A 22,607-nucleotide genomic window follows, 5' to 3' on the forward strand; every position below is an offset into this window, starting at 1 on the left:
TCGGCCAAGAGCGCCAGCACTTCGCTCTCGCGCGGCGAAAGCGCCGGCCGGCCGGCGCTTTCGCCAAGCGGCTCCTCGTCGGAGAGATCGTCGTCATGGAAAGCGAAATCGTCATGCCGATCGGATAAGGGGCGGCCCTCGCCCGAGATCCGATAGCCAGCCGCCGCCAGTCGCGCGGCGGCGGCGATCAGCAGATCGTCCGCTGCCGCCGGCAGCACGGCAAACACGGTATCGGCCGGCCGCTGCCGGCTCGCTCGTTGCGACAGGAGCACCCGAGGTATCGCGGGATCGTTGGGCCCGCCTTCCAGGCCCCCTCTTTCCAGGTAAACGCCATCGACGATCGCGACATCCGCTCTGTCGGCGCTATTGCCGCTACCGGCCACAATCGGCAGCAGATCGCCGCTCGCGGCAAGGGCGGTGGACAGGTGCTCGGCGCGCACGACGTCATCGAGCGCGATCAGCACCGTCAGCCGCCGCCCAGTGATCCCATGACTTGCCATCGATCTTCTCAGTTCAGCGGCTTTTCGCCGATGGTCAGCACGACGTCGCGCCGTTCGCCGCCGCGCACCACGCCGAGCGTCACCGACGCGCCGGCGCTGTCCGGCCCGAGCCTGCGGATCAACTCGCGCGGGCCATGCACGGCCTCGCCGTTCCAAAATGTGATGATGTCGCCAAGATGCAGGCCGGCCGCCTTCGCCGGGCCATTGTCGTCGAGGCTCATCACCATCGCGCCCTGCGTGTCGCCGGTGCGGATTGGATGCAGGCCGGCGCCGAGATAGCCGCGCGCGACATGGCCCTTCTCGCGCAGCGTCGCCACCGCCCGTTCGATCGTCTCGTAAGGCATGACCAGCGCCCGCCGGCGCGGCCCGAACAAAAGCATGCCGATCAGTGCGCCGTTGGCGTCGAGAACCGGGCCGCCCTCGAAACGGCCGCCGGCATTGACGGCCAGATTGATGCGCCGGTCGATCGTGCCGCCGCGCATCGAGCGCCAGGCCGGACCGACCTCACCGACCGTGCCGAATGCGACGAGCCCCGCACCGTCGCTATTGCCCACAGCGATGGCCAGATGGCCCGGCCGCACCGTGCCCGCCTTGGCCAGCGGCGGCACGTCCGGCGCGCCGGTCGGCTTCAGAAGGGCGGTACCGGTGGATGGATCGCGGCCGACCAGCTCAGCCTTCACCTTGTCGCCCGAAGAAAGCGTCAGCTCGATCTCCTCGCCGGCCTCCACCGCCTCCTCGGCAGCGATAAAATAGCCGTCGCGCCAATGGAAGGCGGTCGCGGTGCGATGCTGATGCGTGGCAAAGCTCGCCGTCGCCGGCGCCGCTGCGGCGGCGATATCGGCGATGGCGTCGGAAAATGCGCTCAGATTGAAGTCGCTCATGTCGGTCTCCTGGGTTTTTATCGCATCGGCCCGAAAATCGGACTCGATTTTCGGAAAGCACGATGCGAGATCTCAAAGTCCTCGAGCGCCCAATGGACGCTCGTCGCTCTAACCCAGATATCGCTCGGCAGCGCGTTGGCGGATACTCGCCTGACGGCTAGTTGGGCGTTGGACTGGCCATCTGGTCAGGTCGCGGCCGATCCGGCCGCTCCGCACATATAGGCATCCTTTGCTCTAAAGACACGGAGCCCTGCCATGTCCCTCCCCGCCCAGCAACTGCAATTCGATGATGCGCTGCTCGACGATTATTCGGCGACGGTCGCCGATGCCGTGGACCGCATCGGTCCCGCCGTCTGCCGCATCGAGCGCGTCGGTGGTGCCAGCGGCCAAGGCTCCGGCTTCGTCATCACGCCGGACGGGCTGGTCGTCACCAATTTCCACGTCGTCGGCGATGCCCGCAGCGTCCGCGTCACCATGCCGGACGGCGTCTCCAGAGAAGGCCGTGTTCTCGGCCGCGACCCCGACACCGACATCGCGCTGGTGCGTGCCGACGGCAGCTTTGCCGATATCGCGCCGCTCGGCGATTCCAAGCGCCTGCGGCGCGGCCAGATCGCCATTGCCATCGGCAACCCGCTCGGCTTCGAATGGACCGTCACGTCAGGCGTCGTCTCGGCGCTCGGCCGCTCGATGCGTGCCTCCACAGGCCGGCTGATCGACGACGTCATCCAGACCGACGCGGCACTCAATCCCGGCAATTCCGGCGGACCGCTGGTGTCGTCGGCTGGCGAGGTCATCGGCGTCAACACCGCCATGATCCATGGCGCGCAAGGCATCGCCTTCGCGGTTGCCTCCAACACCGCCAATTTCGTCATTTCGGAGATCATTCGCTTCGGCCGCGTCCGCCGCGCCTTTATTGGTGTCTCGGCCGACACGACAAACCTGCCGCGCCGCGCCGCCCTTTTGTCGCAAGTGTCGAGCAGCACGGCGGTGCGCCTGCGCAGCGTCGAGGCGAACAGCCCGGCCGCCAGAGCAGGCCTGAAAGAGGGCGACATCATCGCCGCCATCGACGGCCGCCCGGTCACCGGCGTCGACGATCTGGTGCGCTTGCTCGATGCCGACCGCATCGGTCGCGAAACGCTGTGCACGGTGGTGCGCCGCTCCGGCATTGCTCAGGTCACGGTGATGCCGGTGGCGCGAAGCTGACCTTTAACGCGGCGCAAACATCTGGCCAAGCAGCGAAACCAGCAGCACTGCCAACTCACCGGTCGGATCGAGGTCCGGATCGAAAATGGTCATGTCCATTCCGGTACAGCGCGAATCCGCCACCAGCGTCGCGAGGATGGCGATGAGATCGTCGGGATCGATGCCGGGACTGCCTGGTGAATCGACCGCCGGCATCACCGTCTGATCGAGCGCATCGACATCGAAATGCACCCAATAGGGCGAGCCGGTTCGCGCCAGCGTGTTCCAGGTCTTTTCCAGGACCTTTGCCGCGCCAAGCTCCCGCACGGCAAAGACATCGATCAGCGTCATCGCGGTCGAATTGATGTCGGGCCAGGCGAAGTCGGGGTCGCGGCTCTCGCGTTCGCCGACCTGAATCACCTGTTCGTCCGCAACAAGCGGGCGCGCGATCTCAGGCCAGTCGGTCAGCAACGGCTCACCACGTCCGGTGGCGAGCGCAAGGTCCATGCCGGCGGCCGAGCCGAGTGAAGCATCGACGTCGTAGTTGCCCGGATGGCGGAAATCGCTGTGGCCGTCGACATGGACCAGCGCCAGCGGACCAGATCGCCGTGCGCCAGCCAGCGCGCCAAGCAGGACCGCGCAGTCGCCGCCGACGACCAGCGGGAACTCGCCTCGTCTCAGCGCGCCGGCAACAACTTCGGCAAGTCCGAGATTGAAGCTGCGTAACGCATTGCCGTTGCGCAGCCGGGTGCCCGGCTGCGGCTCCGTGCTATAGGCGGGCCAATCAAGATCAACCACTTTGAGGGGCGAAAGCGTCTCGATCAGGCCGGCTTCGGTCAACGCCTGCGGCGCACGCCACGTCCCCGGAATATGACCTGGCCTCAGCGGACGGAGGCCAAGGTTTGAGGGCGCGCGGACAAGGCAGATTTCACGCATGGAACGGGCCTAGGCTGATGAGCTCAGCTTAGACCGCAAAGACGTGGTCGGCCACGCGGCTGGAGGCTTCAGGTGATATCTACAGACAATTCCTGCCAGCCGCTATCCCGCTCAGCCCGCCGCGCCTTCGACAAACTGCTCCAGAAACTCGGCGCTCGGGGGGATCGGCTTGATCACGTCGATCAGCACGCCATTGGGGTCTTTTGTGATGAAATGGCGCTGGCCGAAGGCTTCGTCGCGGAGCGTTCGCAGGATCGGCAGGCCGGCGGCGACGACCCGCTCATAGATTGCATCCGGGTTCTTGACCTCGAAATTGATCAGCAGGCCGGAGGCACGGCCGCGCCCTTCCTCAGGAATCGTTTCATGATCGCCCTGGACGATGCCGAGATTGACGCGGCGATCTTCGGTTGATTGCAGATGCACGTACCAGTCGCTCTGGAACAGCGGCTTGAAGCCGAAGTGCGTGACATAGAAGGCCTTCGTGCCTGCAACGTCGCCCGTCATCAGCACCGGGTAATAGCTTGTCGTCTTCATCTTTCCTTCTCCCGTCGAATAACATACAGTCTGCATGTAAATGCGTATTAACATACAGGCTGCATGTATGCAACAGGAATCTGCGCGCCGCTCCAACCGCGATCGCACCGAAGCGACGCGCGCCGACCTGATCGCCGCGGCGCGAAAACTGTTCACCGAGAAGTCCTATGCGGAGACCGGCACGCCCGAGATCGTGGCTGCGGCCGGCGTCACGCGCGGCGCCCTCTATCATCACTTTGCCGACAAGCAGGCGCTGTTCGCCGCAGTGGTCGAGCAGGAGGCGGCGGCTGTGGCGGAAGAGATCGAGCGCGCCTCGCCGCCCTCGCTGTTTGCCCGCGACGCGCTGATCGCCGGCTCGGATGCCTATCTTGCCGCCATGCGCGCACCCGGCCGCACTCGGCTGCTGCTGCTCGACGGACCGGCCGTGCTCGGCCGCGCCGCCATGGACGAAATCGACAACCGCCACGGCAACCGCTCGTTGCGCGAAGGCCTGGTTGCAGCGATGCGCTCACAGTCCATGATGAGATTGCCGGTGGAAGCGCTGACCGCGCTGCTTGCCGCAGCCTTCGACCGCGCGGCGCTCGCTATCGAAGCAGGCGCTTCGACCGAGGACTACCGCGCCGTTCTCATGGCGCTGATTGATGGGCTGTCGCCCCAGGCGCCTGGTTCGGTTCGAACTCGTTGAAACAGCCAAGCTGGCGCTTGAACTGGTCGATCAGCCAGGCCGCAGCCGGCTTCGGGCTGCGGTCGGCGCGGTGCATGGCATAAAGCGGCGAGCGGACTTCGCGATACGGCTCCAGATCGAGTTCCACCAGCCGGCCGTTGGCCACATCGTCAGCAATCAACCATCGCGGCAGTCCACCCCAGCCCAACCCTTCGCGCATCAGCGCATGCTTGGTTCGCATGTCTGTAAGTCGCCAGGTGCGGTAGGCATAGACGCCGTAGTCGCGCCCTTTGGTGCGCTCGGACTGGTCGCTGACGACAAGTTGGATGTGTTCGCGCACCTCCTCCAGCGGCACCGGCTTGGGAAGCAGCGCCAGCGGATGGCTTGGCGCGGCCGCCGGCACCATCGACATGAAGCCAATGCGCACAAGATGCGCGTCGACCTCGCCCAGCAGGCCGCCAATACCGAGATCGGCATGTCCATTGGCGACATGATCGGGGATCAGCCCGAGCGTGCCGGCATGCAGGCGCAGCATCACGGTTGGAAATTGCGCCTCGAACGCCTTCAACACGCGCACCAGCACGGTGGAAGGCAGTGCCACATCGACCGACAGCGCGACTTCAGCCTCCAGGCCCTGTTTGTGGCTGTCGACGCGAGAGCGGATGCGCTGCAATACGCCGACCATGCGCCGCGCATCTTCCAGCGTCGCCCGGCCGACATCGGTCAGATGCGGCTCGCGCGTGCCCTCGCGCTCGAACAGTTTCAGCCCAAGCTGTGCCTCGAGATTGGCGATAGCGTAGCTGATGACCGACTGCGCGCGGTTGAGCTTGCGGCCGGCGGCGGAGAAGCTGCCGGTATCGGCGACGGTGACAAGGATCTGAAGCTGATCGAGAGTCGGGTTTGGCTGCATCGTCGTATCCACTATTTAGATGGAACATACATAAAATATACCGGTTTTTCAAATGGGTCGGCTCGCCCATATAGGTCGGGACAGTTCAGCCCAACCCTGGAGATCCGCCATGTCCATCCTTCTCGTCACATCCAGTCCGCGCGGCAACGCCTCGCATTCGACCCGCATCGCCACTGAACTTGCAGAAAAGCTGCTTGCTGCCGATCCTTCGGCCAAGCTTGTCGTGCGCGATCTCGTGGCAGACCCGCTGCCGCACATCGATCCGGACTATTCGACCGGCATCTATATGCCCGTTGAGGCCCGCACCCAGCGCCAGGCCGAGGTCGTCGGCGTTTCCGACGCCGTGGTGGACGAGCTGTTTGCGGCCGACACCATCATCCTGGCCACCGGCTTCATCAATTTCGGCATTTCGTCGACACTGAAATCCTGGGTCGATCACGTCTCCCGCTCCGGCAAGACTTTCGCTTATGGCGAGAATGGCCCGAAGGGCCTCGTCACCGGCAAGAAGGTCTACATCGTCCTCGCCTCAGGCGGCATCTATTCGGAAGGCGCTGCCGTGCAGATGGACCACGCCATCCCTTATCTGCGCAGCGTGCTTGGCTTCATCGGCATCACCGATGTCGAAGTCATCCGCATCGAAGGCGTCGGCATGGGGCCGGATGCGGTCACTGCCGCTCTAGCCAAGGCGTCAGCCAAGGTGGATGCTTTGGTGACCTCGACTGTAAGCAAACAGGCTGCTGCGGCGGCGTAGGCCACCAGCCGTCGGTAACTCTAGATTAAAGGCAGGCGCCTGACAGGGCGCTTGCCTTGTTCGTTTTTACGGAAGATGCGCCGGAGACCGAACGGGGTCTCACCCGAACATCTTCTCGCCCTGCTCGTCGACCAGCTGAATGCCCTTTTTGATCGAGATGTCGACAGCGTCGTCGAGCCCGGCAAAACGATCGGCGCGGATGAATTTGTGCTCCTTCATCACGCCGTCGATCTCCTTGGAAACCACGCCGCAGGTCTGGTATTGGCCTTCCGCCTTGTACGGCGTGGCGCTGATCAAAAATCCCTTGTGCTCGATCTGCTTTGCCGGTGCAGCACTCTTTGGCTCGCCCGCGTCACCGCCGCCACCGCCGAAAAGACGTTTCAGAAAAGACATGGGAGCGCCCTCCAACGGCAATCATCCTGCATCACATAGCGTGGTGCAGGATGATTTCACTAGCGGTCCTTAGGCAAACGGGCAAGGGCCGCATCCGGCCCGGAAGTCAGTCGCGCGACAGCCCTTCGAGGGCTTCGGCCGCCCCTTTCAATATCGCGATCGCCTCGGCCTGTTTTTCAGCGGGCGCGTCGACGATGTCGCCGAGGGCTGCGCGCAGCCGGTGGCGCACGGCGCGGAATTGGTCGCGCTTTTCCGAACCGCCGCGGCCGCGACGTCCGCTATCCTCGCCATCGTCATTCCAGCCGAACCAGTCGCGCGCCTTTGCCATCTTGCGGCCGAAACGCTCGAGATGATCGAGCACATGGTCGATCATCTTGCGATTGTCATTGAGATGCGCCTGCCCTGCCTCGGTAATCGAAAACACCTTCTTGTTGCCTTCCGCCGACGAGACGGCATAGCCGGCCTCTTCCAGGAAGGTCAGCGTCGGATAGACCACGCCGGGGCTCGGGCTGTAGACGCCGCTGGTGCGTTCCTCCAGCGCCTTGATGATGTCATAGCCGTGGCGCGGCGCCTCGGCCAGCAGCGACAGCGTGATCAGCTTGAGATCGCCGTCGGCCAGCATACGCCCGGCGCGGAACATGTCGCCCGGCCCGCCGCGCCCGCCGCCCCTCATGCCGTGGCCGAATGACCCGAAGCCGCCGCCACGACCGCCGAACTTGCCGGCCATATGCATGAAAACGCGCTCGGCATGCGCGCCGAAATGATGATGTTCGTGCATTGTCTGCTCCTTGAGTTATGTCTTACGATATATCTCAATTATGCAGGCGAGACCGTTGAGTCAAGATATATCTTACGATGTATCTGAGAACGGTGCCAACCCGATCGATTTCGTCACCGAGCTTGGCTAATACCGGTTACCAGCGGCCCTTGCGCCGGTTCCAGGCATAGAGAAGATCGGCGAAGCGATCATAAGCATAGCGCGTCAACGGCAGCGCGGCGGGGTTACCGAACAGCGTTGCAAGCCAGCCCTCGCCCGGCGTTCTCAGCCAGACGGCAATTGCGACATCGGCGCCAACCAGCAGTTTACCGTCCGCCTCGGTTGCGTGCAGCCGCCGGCGGATGTCCTCCAGCGACACGCCGTATCCGGCCAGTGCCGCCGGTTCGGCATTGACGTCGCGAAACGCGATCCGCCCGGCCTTGACCGCCTCGACCAGCCGCCGCTTTTGCCGGCTGATCCCGGCATCGCAAACCGGGCAACGGGAGTTGTACCAGACGGTCAGCAGAGGCTTGGACATGTGTTTTGAGACGCGAGCTGAAGGGCTGCGCCGATTATCCGGGAAATGCCTCGGCCCCGCGACATTTCCGGATTAGCCTGGCCGCGACGAGCCGTCTTCGGGATATGGAGAAAATGAAGTTCTTTTCGAGCGAGAGCAGCATTCCTCCTCATGATCAGCGGATCGGGCGCCGTCAAGCGGCGCCTGACCGTTCTATATCAGGAACTCGGCAGTTTGCGCAGATCTGTAGCCGCGCACGCCTCAGCCGAGCGAGGCGATGATCTCGCGATAGGCCAATTCCGGGAAAGCCTTGAGCGTCCGCGTCCTCACGTTACCGCCTGTCGCCAGCATCAGCGAGAAACGAGCGAGCACCGCATCGTCGGGCGCTTCGACGACCGCCACCATATCGCATTCGCCCATGGTGAGATAAAAAGCCTTGAACGAGCCGCCCATGTCTCCAAGCAGCTTCTTGGCGGCATCGAGCCGCTTCGGCGACTCGCGCACATTTTTGGCGCCCTGCTCCGTCCAGTTGATCAGCACGATATAGGTTGTCATGCACACCTCCCTCCGGGGCCTCGGAGCACGGCGTCACTGCCGGGGCGGGCATCCGGGTTTGTCGCCCAGAAATTGCATCCGACACGAGATTATCCTCCCACAGCCGGTATGCTGCAAGAACAACCGCACCGTCTGGCAAGATAATCCCTGTGCGACGAACGAAAAAGGGTGCCGCACAGGCTGTGTTAAAACGATGAGGGCCCTGCAAAAGCGCTGGGCCTTCGCTCGATTCTTGACGTCGTGAACAAGCAGGAAATGTCTGAATCGGATGGAATGTCGCCCTTCTTGTCGCCGAACGGAAGGACCAGGGAGCACCATTTTTTTACAGACGTTTCTGGCGCTTCTCCGAAACGGACCTTCGCGTTTCGGCCGTGGTCGGACCGGGAGCGGACGTAATGCGATCGGACCTAGCTTTGCGCGATAGCGTCATCTTAGATTGTCGCTTGGATCAATCTTCGGCGATCGCCTATGGGCGCCTCTCTCTACGAGCCTATCAACGTATACAAACCCGTCGCGACGAACATCGGTGTCGTCGACGGGCCGTTCGAGTATCTGAACGTGGCTGGCGTAAGATTGCCGCTCCCGTTCACGACGCGAATGACGGTCGTGCGTCTTTCGAATGGCGATCTGTTTCTCCACTCGCCGATCAAGTTCGACCAGAGGCTGGCGAACGAGCTACAGGCGCTAGGGACGCCCCGTCACCTCGTGTCGCCCAACCAATTTCACTACGCTCATATCGGAGAGTGGGCGAAGGCCTTTCCCGAAGCGATAACCTGGGCCTCGCCGCGCGTCCGCCAAAGAGCCCGCGCCCGCCGTACAGCGATCGAGTTTGCCAGAGACCTCGGCCCTACTCCGCCTGAAGAGTGGGGTCGGGAAATCGACCAGACGCTTTTCCCTGGTGGGTACTTCAAGGAGTACATTTTCTTCCACAGGGACTCGAAGGCGCTGATCCTCACCGACACGATCATTAACCTCGAGTTGGACAAGATTGCCGAGCCTTGGCGAACGGCCACAAAACTGACCGGTATGTATCATCCTCACGGTCAGATCTTCTTCGGTATGCGCCTGCCGCTCCTTCTTCAGCGGCGGAAGGCGAAGGCAGCGCTGCGAAAAATCCACTCATGGCAGCCAGACCGTATTTTGCTCAGCCATGGCCGATGTTTCGACACCCGCGCCGACGAAGTCATCAGGAGGATTTTTCGAGAGCACCATAGCTGGTAGCTCGCTCCCAAGCGATGATTTGCCACGCCAGGCTGGGAAGGTCTGCTCCCTGACTCGGGACAATTCACGACGTCGAGGCTGCGACAGCCTGTAACTGGACATGACGCAGAAACAGGCTAGCATGCAGCGTCATGCGCAGACTTGCCCACACCTTCGCAATTGTACTGCTCGTAGTGTTCGCAGCAGGCACGGTTGCGCATGCAACTAACGCAACGAGCATGGCATTGGCGATGTCTTCCGCCGCGATGGCTGACGGAGACATGGGCGATTGTAATGCCTGCCCTCCCGACGACAGCGGCAAGCCTCAGCTATGCGGTGCGGCCTGCCTTGTGCCATTCGCAGCAATTCCTGCGCGGATCAGTCTCGTGCTTTCCTTTGTGGCAGCCGAAATTGCGACTTCACCGCTGGTGGAATTGGTCGGCCACACCGGCCCACCCGATCCCTCTCCTCCCCGAACCATCATCCTGTAGCTGACGCCGGCAGGGCTTGCCCCGGTTGCCGGTGTAACGACCATGGGCGCTCGTACCGCCCGTGATCGCAGTTTCGCGTGAGGTGTCTTTCCGCGCCGCCATGTGCGCGAACGACCGACTTTTCAGGATGATTGAACCATGTCCAGATTTCCCATGCCGGCGCTGACGCGTCGAGCCTTTCTTGCATCGGCGGCCGCGAGTACCGCGGATGCGATGCTTCCCGTGTTGTGGCGGTCGCCCGTCCATGCCGCGGCTCCGCAAGAGGTGCAATTGCGGGCGGCGCCGGATCGTACGCGGCTTATGCCCGGACCATCCGGCGAGATTGCCGCCTGGTGCTACGGCGGGACTGTTCCCGGTCCCGAGATACGGGTCCGGCAGGGCGAGCGGCTGCGGGTCGTGGTCGAGAACGGCCTCGCCGAGGAAACGACAGTGCACTGGCACGGCGTGCGCGTGCCGCACGCCATGGACGGCGTCCCGCACCTTTCCCAGAAGCCGATCGGAGCGGGAGAGCGCTTCGTCTACGAATTCGATGCGGTCGACGCCGGCACCTTCTGGTATCACCCGCACCAACGGAGCTTCGAGCAGGTCGAGCGCGGGCTTTACGGACCGCTGATTATCGAGGAACGCGAACCGGCGCGCGTCGACCGCGACGTGACCTGGGTGCTCGACGACTGGCGGCTGACCAAATCGGGCGCAATCAGCGAGGATTTCGGCAACCGGCACGACATCCACCACAACGGCCGCGTCGGCAACACGGTTACCATCAACGGTCGCGTGCCGACCACCTTCGCCGTCAGGGCGGGTGAGCGCATCCGCCTGCGGCTGATCAACGCCGCCAATGCGCGCATCTTCAGCCCCGACTTCACAGGTCTTCAGCCCATCGTCATCGCGCTCGACGGCCAGCCGGTCGCGCCACACGCGCCGGATGGCGGGCTGGTGGTGCTCGGCCCGGCCATGCGCGCCGACCTGATCCTCGACATGACGGGCAAGCCCGGTAGACGGATTTCGATCTTCGACCGGTTCTACGAAGGGCTGGAATACAAGCTCGTCGATATCGCGTATTCCGACACTCCGCTCCGCGAGCGCGCGCCCGACTGGCCGCTGGCCTTGCCGGCCAACCCGCTACCGGAGCCGGACCTCGAAACCGCATCCCGCAACGAGGTCGTTTTCACCGGCGGCATGATGGGCCAGATGGTGGCCCAGGACATGGGTGAAAGCCCGGGTGCGCCGGGCGGCACGACGCGCGACATGAATTCGATGATGGGCGGAGAGAGGATGACGCAGACCATGAACTCCAGCACCGCTTGGTTCATCAATGGCATCGCCGCCGACCAGGCTCGCCACGACATGAAACCGGCGCTGACGCTTGCGCGGAACAAGAACCATGTCATCGCAATGACCAATGCGACAGCCTGGCATCATCCGATCCATCTGCACGGCCATTCATTCCGGGTGATTTCCCGCAATGGCCAGCCCACCCGTCATCGCGAATGGCAGGACACGGTGCTGGTTTCGCCGCGCGAAAAGGTCGAGATCGCCTTCGTCGCCGACAACCCCGGTGACTGGATGTTCCACTGCCACATTCTTGAACACCAGGCCGGTGGCATGATGGCGGTCTTCCGCGTCGCCTAATCTTCCGAAAAACCCGAAAGGAGAAAAAGCATGTCCAATATTCTGAAAGCTCTCGCCCTTGCGTCCTTGCTCTCCAGTGCCGCTCCGGCGCTTGCCGGCGAAAAGGACGTCACGCTTTACAAAAACCCGCAATGCGGCTGCTGCGAAGGCTATGCCGATTATCTCAGGGAGAACGGCTTCGCGGTCACCGTCAAGCCGACGCACGACCTTTCCGCCATGAGCCGGGAAGCGGGCATTCCGGCGGAAGCCGAGGGCTGCCATCTCTCCTTCATCGACGGCTATGTGGTGAGCGGCCATGTGCCGGTCGGCACGGTCAAAAAGCTCTTGACCGAGCGGCCCGATATCAAGGGCGTGACGCTGCCCGGCATGCCGATGGGTTCCCCCGGCATGACCGGCACGAAGGAGGGTCCGTTCGAGATTCTCGAAATCCAGAAGTATGGTGGGACCGGCGGCGTCTACGCCAAGGAATAGGAGGCTGCGATGATGGAAGGCACGAGCGGAATGATGATGTGGGGCATGAGCTTCGCGTGGCTGCTCGCCATGCTTGTGCTCGTCCTTGGGGCGGCCGCACTGGTCAAGTACCTGTTCTTCGGCGGCGGCAAATGAAAAGGACGTCGGTCCTCTTCTCGATGCTCGGCGTGGCTGCGGTAGTCCTTGGATTTTCCTGGCCCTGGCTCGCGAACCGGACGGCCGGCGGCGTCTCGGCTGCCACTGTCGCGCTCGGAAAGACGATCTATGCCGAGCGTTGCGCCACATGCCATGGCGCCAACCTCGAAGGACAACGCGACTGGAAAAGCCCGCTGCTTTCGGGACGCATGCCGGCACCGCCGCACGATGCCTCCGGCCACTCCTGGCATCATCCGGACGGCGTGCTCTTCCGTGTCACCAAAGAAGGACCGGCCGCGGTCGTCCGCGGCGGCTACGAGAGCGACATGCCGGCATTTGCGGGTATGATGACCGACGAGGAAATCCGGGCCGTGCTCACCTTCATCAAGAGCACCTGGCCTGAACGGGAACGACAATATCAGGCGGAGATGAGCCGCCGGGAGCAGGAGCAGGCGCAGTTGGACCGCGCCCCGCCAAATCCCTCCTCAACTGGAAAGCATGGGTTATGAAAGTAAGAATCCTGATCGCAATGCTTTCTCTGTTGCTGGCCGCCGCGCCGCCCGCGCGGGCGCATCATCCGGGCGCCGATCTCGACAAGATGATGGGCAGTGAGGAGAAGTTCTTTCAGATCATCGACGAACCGGCTGCGCCGCCGTTCGAACTGGCCGACGCGGACGGAAAGGCCGTCCGCCTTTCTGATTTCTCGGACAAGATCGTGGTGCTCTACTTCATCTTCGCGAGTTGTACCGATCTGTGTCCGATCCATTCCGAGGTGATCGCGGACATTCAGCGCAAGGTCAACGCTACGCCGATGAAAGACAGGGTGCAGTTCCTGGCAGTGACGACCGACCCGGTAAGGGACACGTCCGAAGTCCTCGATGCCTATGGTCCAGCGCACGGATTGGATGCCGGCAACTGGATGTTTTTGACGACACGGCCGGGCCAGCCGGACGGCACGACCCGGAAATTGTCAGAGGCTTACAATGTACGCTTCGAGCCGCTGGAAGACGGCCAGCAGATGCATGGGGCCGTCACCCACGTCATCGATCGCGGCGGACGCTTCGCTGCCAAGTTCCACGGCCTCAGGTTCGACCCGCTGAATATGGTTCTTTATATCAACGGCCTCACCAACAACGTCCGGAAACCGTCAAAACCCGAGCCCGGCTGGTGGGACAGGCTCAAGGTAATGTTCCGATGAACATTGACCCACTGAAAAGGCACTTTCGGCGATGCCGCGGTTCACGACAACATATCCATGAGGAAGCGCTGCAACGCATGAATGATCGCGGTTCCTCATCAGAAGCCTCTAGGGGATCAGAACCGAAATGGTCGGTCCTAGCCTACAACATCATCCGCAGCATCAACCTCAGACCAGCCCAACCCGCATAGGGCTGCATCATCGAAACGACCCCGCCAATCTGCGGGATCGTTTCGATTCTCACACAGCCTGCGCAGCGCCCTTCAAATTGCTATCCGTTGCCCGGCATCAGCTATCGAGGAAGCTCCGCAGCTTGCGCGAGCGGCTCGGGTGCTTGAGCTTGCGCAGCGCCTTGGCTTCGATCTGGCGGATGCGCTCGCGGGTGACCGAGAACTGCTGGCCGACTTCCTCCAGCGTGTGGTCGGTGTTCATGCCGATACCGAAGCGCATTCTGAGCACGCGCTCTTCACGCGGGGTGAGCGACGCAAGCACCCGCGTCGTCGTCTCGCGCAGATTGGCCTGGATCGCCGCGTCGATCGGCAGGATCGCCATCTTGTCCTCGATGAAATCGCCGAGATGCGAATCCTCCTCGTCGCCGACCGGCGTTTCGAGCGAAATCGGCTCCTTGGCGATCTTCAGCACCTTGCGCACTTTTTCCAGCGGCATGGCGAGCTTTTCCGCCAGTTCCTCCGGCGTCGGCTCGCGGCCGATCTCGTGCAGCATCTGGCGCGAGGTGCGCACGATCTTGTTGATCGTTTCGATCATGTGCACCGGAATGCGGATGGTGCGCGCCTGGTCGGCGATCGAGCGGGTGATCGCTTGCCGGATCCACCACGTCGCATAAGTCGAGAACTTATAGCCGCGGCGGTATTCGAATTTGTCGACCGCCTTCATCAGGCCGATATTGCCTTCCTGGATCAGATCGAGGAACTGCAGGCCGCGATTGGTGTATTTCTTGGCGATGGAAATGACGAGGCGCAGATTGGCCTCGACCATTTCCTTCTTGGCGATCGCGGCTTCGCGCTCGCCCTTCTGCACCTGGTTGACGATCTTGCGGAATTCCAGGATCGAGATCGCCGTTTCGGTGGCGAGGTTCTGGATCTCGGCGCGCAGGTCGCGGATCGCGTCCTTTTCGTTCTTGGTGAATTCCTTCCAGCCGCGCGAGGTCAGATTGCCGATCGAACGCGTCCAGTTCGGATCGAGCTCAGAGCCCTGGTACTCCTTCAGGAATTCCTCGCGGCGCACCCCATAGCTTTCGGCCAGCCGCAACAGCTTGCCTTCGTTCTGCACCAGGCGCTTGTTGATGTCGTAGAGCTGCTCGACCAATGCCTCGATGCGCGCCGTGTTCAAGGATAGCGACTTCACCGCCTTGATCAGCTGGTCCTTCAGCTCCTTCAGCCGGCGGTCCTGGCTGGGCGACAGCGTGCCGGCGGCAGCCAGCCGGTTCTCGACCTGCTGGTCCTGCAGCTTGCGCAACTTCTTGTAGGTGTCGGCGATGACGTCGAGCGTCTCCATCACCTGCGGGCGCAGCTCCGCTTCCATCGCCGCCAGCGACAGGCTGGCTTCGTCCTCGTCTTCCTCGTCGTCGTCAGTCAGACCGCGCGTATCGCCGCCGACATTGGTGATGTCGTCCTCGTCCTCGCGCGAACGGCGCGGCTTTTCGTCGACCTTGGCTTCCTCGATCCGCTCGACCACCGGCGCCTGCTTGGCCTCCGGCCCGGCATAGGTCGCTTCGAGGTCGATGATCTCGCGCAAGAGGATCTTCGATTCGTTGAGCTCGTCACGCCAGATGATGATGGCCTGGAAGGTCAGCGGGCTTTCGCACAGGCCCGCGATCATCGTCTCGCGGCCAGCCTCGATGCGCTTGGCAATCGCGATTTCACCCTCGCGCGACAGAAGCTCGACCGAGCCCATCTCGCGCAGATACATGCGAACCGGATCGTCGGTACGATCGGTCGGCTCTTTCTTGGTGGTCGTCGCAGCAACGGCGGTGCCGGTCTGCTCGGCCAGTTCGTTGGCGTCTTCCTCGGCGTCGGCAGCCGCATCGGCGGCTTCGGGCTCCTCGCCCTGCTCGTCGTCCTCGACCACGTTGATGCCCATGTCGGAGAGCATGGCCATCGTGTCCTCGATCTGCTCGGAGGTCACTTCCTCCGAGGGCAGCACCGAATTCAGTTCGTCCATGGTGACATAGCCGCGCTTCTTGGCGGCCTTGATCATCTTCTTGACAGCATCGTCGGAAAGGTCGAGCAGAGGGCCATCGGTGGCGCCTTCACGTTCGGTCTCGACCTCTTCCTTTTCTTTTGTCGCCATTCTTTATTTTCTCCAAGCGGCCAGGTATCTAGCCGCATAAATATCAAGCCGCGTAAGCTGCCGTACCGGTTAGATCAGATGCGCTCGCGCTAGAACGCGTTTCCCCGGGCCAGTAACTGCATCTCTCGTTAAGTCCAGATTAACCCTGGTATCTGTGGCAGGCTGACTGCCTGTCCAGTGACCGGTACCTCACATCGCTGCATTTCCGTCGACGCCGGCGCGGGTTAACGTTTCGAATCGTCCTGATTCCGTTATTCTGCCAGAAGGTCAAGCGCCTCTCGCATGATTCGCATGAAAAAAGCGAATCAATTACCCGACTTAAAGCGCCGCGGCTGATTCGGCGCGCAAGCACGGTTCTGCACTTTCACTCTTTCGTAAGCTTCGACCTACACCCGCCCGGCCCTGCCCGAAGACACGCCGAACCCTTCAATCAGCGCTTCCGTTGCTTGCACATCACGAAATTGCGCCTGGATCTCGACGAGATGCCGGTAATTTTCGTCTGTGGGATCGCTGGCGAGCGCCGCTTCTGCCTGTTTCAGCTCCTTATGTAAGGTGCGCGCGCTGCGCTGCAAGTGGAGCGCCTGGCTGAAGGCGTCGCGGGCATCGTCAAGTCCGGCCGTTTCCAGCGCCGGCCATTGCCGCGCCCGTTTGATCAGCGCCACCACGCGTGCCCAGATCTCGCCGCAGCCGGCCCGTTCGATCGTCGCGATCACCGCGTTGCGGTCGTTGGCCATGTCATGCGCCATCGCATCGAGGATCGCCGCGTGCAATCGCTTCAGATCAGTGTTGGCGAGGTCGAGGAACTCGACATGCGCGAAATTCTCGTCGATCAGCGCCGGATGATTGACAAGAGCTGCGATGATCGTCGCCTCGCGCACCGACATCCCCTCGCTGCCGCGCTTGACCAGCGCCGAGCGGCCAAGGCTTTCGGTGATCGCGGTGCGTCCACCGGCATTGCCGCCGCGTGCGAACTGTCCGCCAGGAGCTGAGCCCTTGCCCTGAAAGCGCCCGCCGGGCCGCCCATCTTGACGCCCGCCTGGATAGCCTTGGCGCGCGCCGAAAAAGCTTAGCACCCGCTCGCGCATTTCCTGTTGGTAGTGGTAGCGCAAGCTCTCGTCGCGGATGCGGCTGGTCAGTTCGCGCAGCGTTTTTTCCAGTTCCGCCCGTCGTTCCGGCGTGTCGAAGATGCCGCCGGCCGTTTCGCGCATCCACAAAAGGTCGGCGAGCGGCCGCGCCTCGGAAAGTACGGCGCCAAACGCGTCCGGCCCTTCGGCCTTGACCAGATCGTCGGGGTCCTTGCCTTCCGGCAGAAGCGCAAAGCGCACCGAGCGGCCTGCCTGAACCGCCGGCAGCGCCATGTCGGCGGCGCGCCATGCCGCCTTCAGTCCGGCTTGGTCGCCGTCGAAGCACAGCACCGGCTCGCCGGCCATCCGCCACAGCAGTTCGAGCTGGTTTTCGGTCAGCGCGGTGCCGAGCGGCGCCACGACATTCTCGAAACCGGCCTGCGCCAGCGCGATCACGTCCATGTAGCCCTCGACGGCGATCACCGTGCCGCCCTTGGCCACTGCCTTGCGTGCCCGGGCGAAATTGTAGAGCACGTTGCCCTTGTGGAAGAGCTCGGTGTCGGGCGAATTCATGTATTTGGCGAGCGCATCGGCTGCCAGCGCGCGCCCGCCAAAGGCGATTATCTTGCCTCTGGAGTCCGGGATCGGGAACATGATGCGGTCGCGGAACCAATCGTAGGAAACCGGAACGTCGTCGCCATGGCGCACCAGCCCGCATGCCTCGATATCGGCCTTGGGCACGCCCTTGGCGGCAAGATGCTCCTTCAGCGCATTGCGGCTGTCGGGCGCATAGCCGAGCCGGAACGACTGCTGCGTCGCCGGCGTCAGCCCGCGGTCGCGCAGATAGGCGCGGGCTTTTGCGCCTTCCGGCCCCTGCAGCCGCTCCTGGAAGAAGGCGGTCGCCATTTCCATGATTTCGGTCAGGCTGGCGCGTTCCTTTTCGCGCCGTTCCTCCTGGGCATCGCGAACCGGCATCGGCACCCCGGCCATGTCGGCGATCCTCTCGACCGCTTCGGGAAAGCTCATCCCGTCGAGTTCGGTGAGGAATTTGAAGTGGTCGCCCGAAACCGAGCAGCCGAAGCAATGATAGCGTCCCTTCTTGTCCTCGCAGTGGAAGGACGGGCTCTTCTCGCCATGGAAGGGACAGCACGCCCAATAATCGCCGCGCGGCGCGTTGGTCTTCTTCCTGTCCCACGCCACGCGCTGGCCGATCACCGAGGAAATCGGCACGCGGTCGCGTATCTCATCGAGGAAGGCAGGTGGAAAGCGCATCGGGAACGGCTCGTTTGCCTCCATATAATCACGCCGGCGAAACCCGACGACTCCTAATGCGAACCATACCCGGTTTTCACAGGGCAGAAAGAAGGCGGCCGTTGCAGGCCGGCTTCTTCCTATCCGGCATTGTGCCGGGCGAGGCCCTGCAGGGACGTCGCAGCCAGCATCGATACGGCGACGGCGGAATGGATGATGCGTTTCATGACGGGGTACTCCTTGGTTGTCGATGCCCAAGCAATAGAACCCGAAGAATGAACCGAAACTGAACACGCTGATTACGTTTTCGTAATGATTTCATGTATTTATAACAGCGGCTCAAACCTGATCTGAAGGGGTCGTCGCCACTTGACCGCGCGGTCATCCAGAAGCCGGTCGGCAATGCAACCATTTTGCGATCCATCCATTTCCGACACGCCCTGTCGCGCACCAACAGCCGGCCGAATTGGGCAAAATTTATTACCCGGCTAAGAGTAATCGTAGTAGTATCGACCCTTGCAATGTCCTTGATTCGCCCCCTCTTTTGCCTCTTCGCCGTCATGGGTGCTCGCATCGCTGACGCCTGTCGGAATGCGAGCCTGACATGAGCGGTTCGGTCGTTTTGCTGCATCTTGCCGGCGCGGTGGCGCTGATGCTGTTTGCCACCCGCTTGGTGAAGACAGGTGTAGAGCGGGCTTATGGCGATGTGCTGCGCCACAAGCTGCGCGCGACCATGCGCAATCCTTTCATGGCGGTTCTGGCCGGCTGCGGCCTGGCGATCGCCCTGCAAAGCTCCACCGCCGTCACCTTGCTGGTCGGCTCGTTCGCCGGCGCCGGCATCGTCAGCGGCATATCGGGCCAGCTTGCCGTGCGCGGCGCCGAGATCGGCTCGGCGCTGGTGGTCAAGCTGCTCACCTTCGACCTGTCGCTGCTGGTGCCGGTCTGTCTTGTCGCCGGCACGGTCATGTTCATGGCCACCGAGCGGCGCGACTGGCGCCAGTTCGGCCGCATCCTGGTCGGCATCGGCCTGCTGGTGTTGTCGCTGGAAATGATCGGCCAGGCCTCGGAGCCGCTGCGCCAGAGCACTTTGATGCCGGTTATCGTCGACTACTTCTCCAGCGACCCGGTCACCGCCTATCTGCTGGCGGCGCTGGTCACCTGGCTGTTTCATTCCTCGATCGCCGCGGTCCTTTTGATGGTGACGCTCGCCGGCCGCGGCTTCATCCCGCCCGAACTCGGCATCGTGCTGGTGCTCGGCGTCAATCTGGGTTCGTCGATCATCGCGCCGCTGCTCACCCGCAACGCCGAGCCGGGCGTGCGTGTCGTGCCGATCGGCAATCTCCTGATGCGCGGCATGGGCTCGCTGGCCATGCTGATCCTGTTCCTGTGGTTGAAGCCGTCGGTCGCCTTTCTCGGCGCCACCGTGCCCGACCAGATCGTCAACGCGCATATCCTCTTCAACGTCCTGATCCTGGTTGCCGGCCTGCCACTGGCCGGCCTCGTCTACCGCGTTTCGGAAAAGATCGTGGCGCTCGGCACCAAACCGGCGCCGGCAGAAGCGCTCGACGTCGTCGAGCTGTCCGCACTCAACGACAGCGCCCTCGATGTGCCGAGCCAGGCGCTGGCCAACGCCACCCGTGAGGTGGTGCGGGTCTGCGAGACGGTCGAGATCATGCTGAAGCGGATCATCGAGCTCTATGAGAGCGCCGACGCCGACAAGATCAAGGCGCTGGCCGCGCTCGACGACCGCGTCGACAAGAAACATGCGTCGATAAAGCTCTATCTGGCCAAGGTCACCAGGAACCCGCTGAGCGAGGACGAGGCGCTGCGCTGCCAGGAGTTGATCGGCGCCTGCGTCAAGCTCGAACAGGTCGGCGACATCATCGTGCGCAACATGCTGGTGCATGTCAGGAAGAAGCTCGAGCGCGGGCTGGAGTTCACGCCCGAGGGTTGGCGCGAGCTTAGCGCCTTCCACGCTTCGGTGCTCGCCAACGCGCGGCTCGCCTTCAACGTGCTGGTCTCGCGTGATCCGGAGACCGCCCGCCAGCTGGTGCTGGAAAAGGATCGGCTGCGCGACCGCGAGAAGGAGACCAGCGCCAGCCATTTCGTGCGGCTGCGCGACGGCACCGCCAAGAGCGTCGAGACCAGCGCCATCCATCTCGACACTATCCGCGACCTGAAGCAGATCAACTCGCTGCTCGCCTCGATAGCCTACCCCGTGCTCGAGGAACGCGGCCTGCTCACCGGCTCGCGGCTGAAGGCTGGGTAATTCCGGAGCCTTTCCTTCTCCCCTGTGGGAAAAGGAAAAACCGCCGCGCCAGTCCGATCAAGAAAACCTGAAGCGGCGTCGACAAATTCTGGATTGCCCGCCGCTCTCGTTCGTGGTTTGAGCCATCTCATTCAAGGATCGCCTTCCCGCGCCATGCTTCCCCTTATCGCACTGTTCATCGCGGCATTCGCATTCGGCACCACCGAGTTCGTCATCGCCGGCGTGCTGCCGCACGTGGCCGAGGGCCTTGGCGTCTCCATCCCGACCGCCGGCTACCTCGTCTCCGGCTACGCCGGCGGCATCGCAGTCGGCGGACCGCTGTTGACGCTCGCCACCAAGACGATTTCGCGCAAGGCGTTGCTGCTTGGCCTTGCCGCAGCCTTCACCATCGGCCAGGCCGCCTGCGCCCTTGCACCCGACTTCGCCTCCATGTTGCTGCTGCGGATTGCAGTGGCTGTGGCGCACGGCGCCTATTTCGGCGTCGCGATGGTGGTCGCGGTCGGCCTGGTCCGCCAGGACCAGCGTGGAATGGCGGTGGCGCTCATCCTGTCGGGCCTCACGGTCTCCAATGTCATCGGCGTGCCGGCCGGCACGGCGATCGGCAATGTCTGGGGGTGGCGCGCGACGTTCTGGGTGATGTGCGCGCTTGGCGTGGCGTCCATCGCTGCCATGACCGTGCTGCTGCCGCGCAAGACGGGATCGTCGCGCCAGTCCATCAGTTTCGGCAGCGAGGTTCGCGTGCTCGCTCGCCAGCAGGTCTGGACGTCGCTGATCCTGATGCTGATGCTGATGACCGGCCAGTTCGGCCTGTTCACCTACATCACGCCGACGCTTCTTGAAGTCACCGGCCTCGACGAGGGCCTGGTGCCCTGGGTGCTGCTGCTCAACGGTGTCGGTGCGACGATCGGCGTCTTTCTTGGCGGGCGGCTCGCCGACTGGAAACTGATGCCGTCGCTCATCACCATGCTTTTCATGCAGGCGGTGACACTTGCCGTCATTTACGCCGTCAGCCCGTACCCGGTGCCGATGGTCGTTGCGATCACCATCTGGGGTGGTCTCAGCTTTGCCATCGGCACCCCGATCCAGACCCGTATCCTGACCTGGACGGCGGATGCCTCCAATCTCGCCTCATCGCTCATCCCGGCCGGCTTCAATGTCGGCATCGCACTGGCCGCCTCGCTCGGCGCCGCCATGCTCAATGCCGGTTATGGCTATCGCAGCCTGCCGGTGGTTGGCGCCATAGCCATGCTGGTCGCCGTGGCGGTCGCGCTTGCCTCGCATATCTGGGAGTGGCGCCAAAACACGATGCCACCTCTGCCGGCCGCTGCCGAATAGTCGGCAGGCGGTACAGGTCGATGCGATAGCGCAGGCTTTCGGCGCCGCCATAGGCAGCGTCCTCGAAGAATCGCCCGACGAGCCGTCGGCCATTGGCCAGGACCACCTTCTGCGAGGCGAGATTACCCGGCTTGGCAGTGATCTCGACGAAGGGCAGGCCGAGCGCTCTCGCCTCGCCGAGCATCAGCCTCACCGCCTCTGTCGCATAGCCGCGCCGCCGCTTCCATGGCACTACGGCATAGCCGATGTGGCCGAGCACATGTGGCGGCAGCTCGGCGGTGCCGCGCTGCCAGCGAAGGCCGATCGAGCCGGCGACTTCGCCGTCCCAGATCCAGCGCCGGAATCCCGGCAGGCGCGGCACTCTCGTCCCATCAGGCAAGGTGATCGGACCACCCTCGGCATCGGGGTCGTCGAGATCGGCGAGGAAGGCAGTTGGATCCTTTTCGATGGCCGCAAGCTGCTCGCGCGTCGCCTCCATCAGCCGCACATTGTCCGGCGACCAGCCGCGTTCGAGCGCGGCCTTGTACGACGGCAGATGTTCAAGCGCCGGTTTGACGAGTTCAACCATGACGTACGATCGCTCCGCTGCCGCCCTCAGATTCTGAAGTTGATCTTCAGGGGCGGCTTTCTAAAATCAAATGTCTTCGATTGGGTCCACCTGCTTTGGAGTG

The 22,607-nt window shown here is 63.1% G+C and carries 23 protein-coding genes and 1 pseudogene; 12 read left to right on the top strand and 12 right to left on the bottom strand.

What is annotated here, in order from left to right; genetic code table 11:
• Both BQ8794_RS17680 and BQ8794_RS17685 read right to left on the bottom strand, forming a co-directional pair.
• A partial coding sequence (locus BQ8794_RS17680) for a helix-turn-helix transcriptional regulator (RefSeq protein WP_244555017.1) occupies window positions 1-500 on the bottom strand: 500 nt, incomplete at its 3' end.
• A gap of 8 nt (window positions 501-508) precedes the next feature.
• Window positions 509-1,381 (bottom strand): S1C family serine protease, encoded by an 873-nt coding sequence (locus BQ8794_RS17685; protein ID WP_077379796.1) that lies wholly within the window; start codon window positions 1,379-1,381, stop codon window positions 509-511.
• Window positions 1,382-1,636: 255 nt separating this feature from the next.
• Here BQ8794_RS17685 and BQ8794_RS17690 point away from each other — a divergent pair, with 255 nt between their 5' ends.
• Complete coding sequence (locus tag BQ8794_RS17690; RefSeq protein WP_077379798.1) at window positions 1,637-2,584, top strand: S1C family serine protease; 948 nt, start codon at window positions 1,637-1,639, stop codon at window positions 2,582-2,584.
• Window positions 2,585-2,587: 3 nt separating this feature from the next.
• Here BQ8794_RS17690 and BQ8794_RS17695 read toward each other — a convergent pair whose 3' ends face one another.
• Together BQ8794_RS17695 and BQ8794_RS17700 are read right to left on the bottom strand one after the other, a co-directional pair.
• Complete coding sequence (locus BQ8794_RS17695) at window positions 2,588-3,403, bottom strand: arginase family protein (protein ID WP_244555018.1); 816 nt, start codon at window positions 3,401-3,403, stop codon at window positions 2,588-2,590.
• Between the two features lie 207 nt (window positions 3,404-3,610).
• Entirely contained in the window at window positions 3,611-4,033 is a 423-nt protein-coding gene (locus tag BQ8794_RS17700; RefSeq protein ID WP_077379800.1) for a VOC family protein, read from the bottom strand.
• Between the two features lie 67 nt (window positions 4,034-4,100).
• Here BQ8794_RS17700 and BQ8794_RS17705 point away from each other — a divergent pair, with 67 nt between their 5' ends.
• Window positions 4,101-4,718, top strand: a complete 618-nt coding sequence (locus BQ8794_RS17705) for a TetR/AcrR family transcriptional regulator (RefSeq protein WP_077379802.1) — start codon at window positions 4,101-4,103, stop codon at window positions 4,716-4,718.
• Here BQ8794_RS17705 and BQ8794_RS17710 read toward each other — a convergent pair.
• The gene (locus BQ8794_RS17710; protein WP_077379804.1) at window positions 4,660-5,607 is read right to left on the bottom strand and encodes a LysR family transcriptional regulator; all 948 of its coding nucleotides are present in this window, start codon (window positions 5,605-5,607) and stop codon (window positions 4,660-4,662) included. The genes BQ8794_RS17705 and BQ8794_RS17710 overlap by 59 nt on opposite strands.
• A gap of 109 nt (window positions 5,608-5,716) precedes the next feature.
• Here BQ8794_RS17710 and BQ8794_RS17715 point away from each other — a divergent pair, with 109 nt between their 5' ends.
• Window positions 5,717-6,358, top strand: coding sequence for an FMN-dependent NADH-azoreductase (locus tag BQ8794_RS17715; RefSeq protein WP_077379806.1), 642 nt, complete (start codon window positions 5,717-5,719; stop codon window positions 6,356-6,358).
• Window positions 6,359-6,457: 99 nt separating this feature from the next.
• On the opposite strand, the gene BQ8794_RS17720 is transcribed toward BQ8794_RS17715, so the two are convergent.
• The 4 genes from BQ8794_RS17720 to BQ8794_RS17735 form a co-directional block, all read right to left on the bottom strand.
• Window positions 6,458-6,751, bottom strand: coding sequence for an HlyU family transcriptional regulator (locus tag BQ8794_RS17720; RefSeq protein WP_065009209.1), 294 nt, complete (start codon window positions 6,749-6,751; stop codon window positions 6,458-6,460).
• Between the two features lie 106 nt (window positions 6,752-6,857).
• The gene (locus BQ8794_RS17725; RefSeq protein ID WP_077379808.1) at window positions 6,858-7,529 is read right to left on the bottom strand and encodes a PadR family transcriptional regulator; all 672 of its coding nucleotides are present in this window, start codon (window positions 7,527-7,529) and stop codon (window positions 6,858-6,860) included.
• A 136-nt stretch (window positions 7,530-7,665) separates the two neighbouring features.
• A complete protein-coding gene (locus BQ8794_RS17730) occupies window positions 7,666-8,046 on the bottom strand; it encodes a thiol-disulfide oxidoreductase DCC family protein (protein ID WP_174654467.1) in 381 nt (126 codons plus the stop codon).
• Window positions 8,047-8,286: 240 nt separating this feature from the next.
• Window positions 8,287-8,580: a GYD domain-containing protein gene (locus tag BQ8794_RS17735; RefSeq protein WP_077379810.1), complete on the bottom strand. Its 294-nt coding sequence runs from the start codon at window positions 8,578-8,580 to the stop codon at window positions 8,287-8,289.
• A 468-nt stretch (window positions 8,581-9,048) separates the two neighbouring features.
• Here BQ8794_RS17735 and BQ8794_RS17740 point away from each other — a divergent pair, with 468 nt between their 5' ends.
• The 7 genes from BQ8794_RS17740 to BQ8794_RS17760 all read left to right on the top strand — a co-directional run bounded on the left by BQ8794_RS17740 (window position 9,049) and on the right by BQ8794_RS17760 (window position 13,707).
• Window positions 9,049-9,801 carry a DUF4336 domain-containing protein gene (locus tag BQ8794_RS17740; RefSeq protein WP_077379811.1) on the top strand — a complete coding sequence of 251 codons (753 nt, stop codon included), beginning with the start codon at window positions 9,049-9,051 and terminating at the stop codon, window positions 9,799-9,801.
• A gap of 131 nt (window positions 9,802-9,932) precedes the next feature.
• A complete protein-coding gene (locus BQ8794_RS34850) occupies window positions 9,933-10,271 on the top strand; it encodes a hypothetical protein (protein WP_143744604.1) in 339 nt (112 codons plus the stop codon).
• Window positions 10,272-10,409: 138 nt separating this feature from the next.
• Entirely contained in the window at window positions 10,410-11,903 is a 1,494-nt protein-coding gene (locus BQ8794_RS17745) for a multicopper oxidase family protein (protein ID WP_077379813.1), read from the top strand.
• 30 nt (window positions 11,904-11,933) lie between these two features.
• Complete coding sequence (locus BQ8794_RS17750) at window positions 11,934-12,374, top strand: DUF411 domain-containing protein (RefSeq protein WP_174654469.1); 441 nt, start codon at window positions 11,934-11,936, stop codon at window positions 12,372-12,374.
• A gap of 9 nt (window positions 12,375-12,383) precedes the next feature.
• Window positions 12,384-12,509, top strand: coding sequence for a hypothetical protein (locus BQ8794_RS37060; protein ID WP_280174603.1), 126 nt, complete (start codon window positions 12,384-12,386; stop codon window positions 12,507-12,509).
• Entirely contained in the window at window positions 12,506-13,018 is a 513-nt protein-coding gene (locus BQ8794_RS17755) for a c-type cytochrome (protein ID WP_077379815.1), read from the top strand. Before BQ8794_RS37060 ends, BQ8794_RS17755 begins: the two co-directional genes overlap by 4 nt.
• Before the next feature lie 32 nt (window positions 13,019-13,050).
• Window positions 13,051-13,707 (top strand): SCO family protein, encoded by a 657-nt coding sequence (locus BQ8794_RS17760; RefSeq protein ID WP_244555019.1) that lies wholly within the window; start codon window positions 13,051-13,053, stop codon window positions 13,705-13,707.
• 288 nt (window positions 13,708-13,995) lie between these two features.
• Here BQ8794_RS17760 and rpoD read toward each other — a convergent pair whose 3' ends face one another.
• Entirely contained in the window at window positions 13,996-16,017 is a 2,022-nt protein-coding gene (gene rpoD / locus BQ8794_RS17765; protein WP_077379817.1) for an RNA polymerase sigma factor RpoD, read from the bottom strand.
• 386 nt (window positions 16,018-16,403) lie between these two features.
• Window positions 16,404-18,353: a DNA primase gene (gene dnaG / locus BQ8794_RS17770; RefSeq protein WP_077380382.1), complete on the bottom strand. Its 1,950-nt coding sequence runs from the start codon at window positions 18,351-18,353 to the stop codon at window positions 16,404-16,406.
• A gap of 583 nt (window positions 18,354-18,936) precedes the next feature.
• On the opposite strand from dnaG, the gene BQ8794_RS17775 reads away from it, so the two are divergent.
• Window positions 18,937-20,601 carry a Na/Pi cotransporter family protein gene (locus BQ8794_RS17775; protein WP_077379818.1) on the top strand — a complete coding sequence of 555 codons (1,665 nt, stop codon included), beginning with the start codon at window positions 18,937-18,939 and terminating at the stop codon, window positions 20,599-20,601.
• 153 nt (window positions 20,602-20,754) lie between these two features.
• On the top strand, window positions 20,755-21,936 hold the full coding sequence (locus tag BQ8794_RS17780) for an MFS transporter (RefSeq protein WP_077379819.1): 1,182 nt from the start codon (window positions 20,755-20,757) through the stop codon (window positions 21,934-21,936).
• A 13-nt stretch (window positions 21,937-21,949) separates the two neighbouring features.
• Here the strand turns inward: BQ8794_RS17780 and BQ8794_RS17785 are convergent.
• Window positions 21,950-22,504, bottom strand: a pseudogene (locus tag BQ8794_RS17785) (GNAT family N-acetyltransferase); the annotation flags it as partial.
• Between the last annotated feature and the right edge of the window lie 103 nt (window positions 22,505-22,607).

It is taken from the genome of Mesorhizobium prunaredense (genome assembly GCF_900156895.1).
Lineage (GTDB): Bacteria > Pseudomonadota > Alphaproteobacteria > Rhizobiales > Rhizobiaceae > Mesorhizobium > Mesorhizobium prunaredense.